Raw genomic sequence first — 2,648 nt, 5'->3', positions numbered from 1 at the left:
CTTCCATGCCCGTCACCTTGCCGTGGGCGGCGCTCAGGTCGAGGACCTGGTCGTGCCCGGCCACCGCGAGGGTGTCCACGCCGGCTGAGCCATGAATGCCCTGGTTGGCGTCGCTGGCCAGGTAGGCCTCGGCGCTGCTCAGGCTGACGTAGCTGTCGCTTTCGCCGTAGTAGGTGTCCGAGATACCGGCGATATCGACCGCCGGCACGACGTGGCCCAGTGGGTCGACGTGCGGCGCAACAGCTGGCTCTTCCGCCGAGGCTGCAATCGGCTCGGCATGGGGAGATTCGATACCAGGCAACGGCGTGCCTTGCGACTCCGTCTCCTGCGGCTGAGCGCTACTGCTGTGGACTCCTTGCTGCACTGCAACAGTTTCCGGGCCGGCGTTGTGCGCCTGCTCGTGATCGCTGGTGGCATGCAGGCTTACCGAGTCGTCCTGGGCCGGCAGTCGTTGAGCTGACACAGAAACTGTAGTTGCACTGATGGTAAAACCGAATTCGTTCGATACACCGCTCAGACGGTCCGTTCCGTCAGTCGCCCGGGCCAAGATGCTGTGCGTACCGTTCGCCAGGTCGAACCGAGGAGTAAACGACCAGTCACCGTTGGCATCGGAGTTGGTGGTGCCGAGCCACACGGTGTTGTCGTAGATTACGACGATCCGGTTTGGCTCTGATGTACCGCTGATCGTCGGTCGTGCGTCGTCGGTGGTTTCGCCCGGAATCAGGTTGCCCTGCTTGGCGCCCACATCGTCATACACCGAAACAATGACCGGTGCCGCCGGGGTCAGATCGATCGTGAAGCTGAAAGCGTCCGAAGCAGCACTGGTATTGCCTGCCACGTCGACAGCCTTGACCGTGATGTTGTGTGCTCCATCCGCCAGATCCGTCGCAGGGGTGTACGACCAGTTGCCACCACCATCGGCCACGATGCTGCCAATAGCCGTGCCTTTGTCATAGAGCGTAACCACGCTGTTGGCTTCGGCCGTGCCGCTGAACTTCGGACGAGCCTCGTCAGTGGTTTCGCCCGAAATCAGGTTGCCCTGCTTGGTGCCGACGGCGTCATACACCGAGGTGATCTGCGGGGTGGTGGAAACCAGGTCCACGCTGTAACCATGGCTGGCAGTCGCGTTAGCGCTATTGCCGGCCGCATCATGGGCCACCAGGGTGGCCTGGATATTATCGGCATTGGCCAGATCAGCACCGGCGACCAGGACGCTCCACTTGCCCGAGGCGTTGACGGTGGCACTGTAGGCGTGGCCGTTGAGCGTGAAGCTGACCACATCACCGTTGGTGAACTCACCGGTGACCTTGCCGCTGACGGTTTGCTGAGCCTGCGACTTGGCGTAGTTGATCACATCGTTACTGGCGATCACGTCGATGCTCAGGTTCGCCACCGGCGGAGTGTAGTCGGTGGTGATGCTGAAGACCTCGGACTTGGCACTGGTGGTGCCGAAGGTGCTGGTCGCATCCACAGTGAAATCGTGCTTGCCTTCGCTGAGCGACGTGGTCGGGGTAAAGCTCCATTTGCCGCTGCCGTTGGCGATTGCACTGCCGATCTTGCTGCCGTTGTCGTAGATGGCCACGGTGGCGTTGGCGTCGGATGTGCCCGAAAGGATCGGCTTCGAATCGTCGGTGACGCCGCCTTTGGTGATCGGACCGGTAATGATGCCCACATCATCGAGAATCTGGTCGATCGTCGGTTTCACCAACGTGATGCTCACCACGTAGTTATGACTGGCCGTGACGGTGGCGGTGTTGCCCCACTGGTCGGTGGTCCTGATTTCTGCAGCGAGGCGGTGGTTTACATCTGCCACCAGCCCGGAGCCCGGCACGGTAACGCTCCAGGAGCCGACAGCATCCAGTGTAGAGGTGTAGACCACGCCATTGAGGGTGATCTTGATGACATCACCTGGGTTGGTTCCCACGCTGGTGCCGGTGATTTGCTGGTTGGTGGCTGCTTCGGCGGCATTGATGATGTCGTCACCGGTGATCTTGTCGATGTACAGATACAGATCCGGCGGCGATGTATGCACCTCGTAGGCATGGGTGGTGGTCGCCTCGGTGGTGTTGCCGTAGGTATCGCTGGCAATGATCTTGCCGTCGATAACATGGTCGGTATCGGCCACGAGTTGGCGGCCCGGTACGCCAGCGATGCTCCATTTGCCCGTCGAGTTGACGGTACCGCTGTAGGTAGTACCAGCGATCACGAGGCTGACGATGTCGCCAGCACGCGCTCCGGTCGAAGTCCCGGTAATGGTTTGGTTCTGCAGGGACTCGCTGAGGTTGATGACGTTGTCGAGGGTCACCGAGTTGATCGTCAGGGTAACGTTCTGCGGCGGGACGATTTTCACATCATAGCCGTGGTCAGCCACTATGTTGGCGCTGTTGCCAGCCACATCGTGAGCCACCAGGGTGGCGTGGATGTTGCTCTCCTCGGCCAGGTCGGCACCGGGGACGGAGACGTTCCACTCACCCGCGGCGTTGACTGCCGCGCTATAGGTCGTGCCGTTGAGGGTGAAGCTGACGATATCGTTGACCGTGAACTCACCGGTGACCTTGCCGCTGATGGTCTGGTTGACCTTCGACTCGGCGAGGTTGAGCACGTCGTCACCCGCCACCACATCGATGGTCAGCGTCGCTACTGGCGGG

General features: G+C 61.2%; 1 protein-coding gene. It reads right to left on the bottom strand.

The genetic code is table 11. From position 1 onward, the window contains the following. Positions 1 to 2,648 (bottom strand): Ig-like domain-containing protein (locus tag N5C91_RS31750; protein ID WP_279834489.1); only part of this gene is annotated, 2,648 nt, incomplete at both ends.

This window comes from Pseudomonas sp. GD03903 (genome assembly GCF_029840045.1).
Lineage (GTDB): Bacteria > Pseudomonadota > Gammaproteobacteria > Pseudomonadales > Pseudomonadaceae > Pseudomonas > Pseudomonas pseudonitroreducens.
This window is presented reverse-complemented; position numbering and strand designations above follow the sequence as displayed.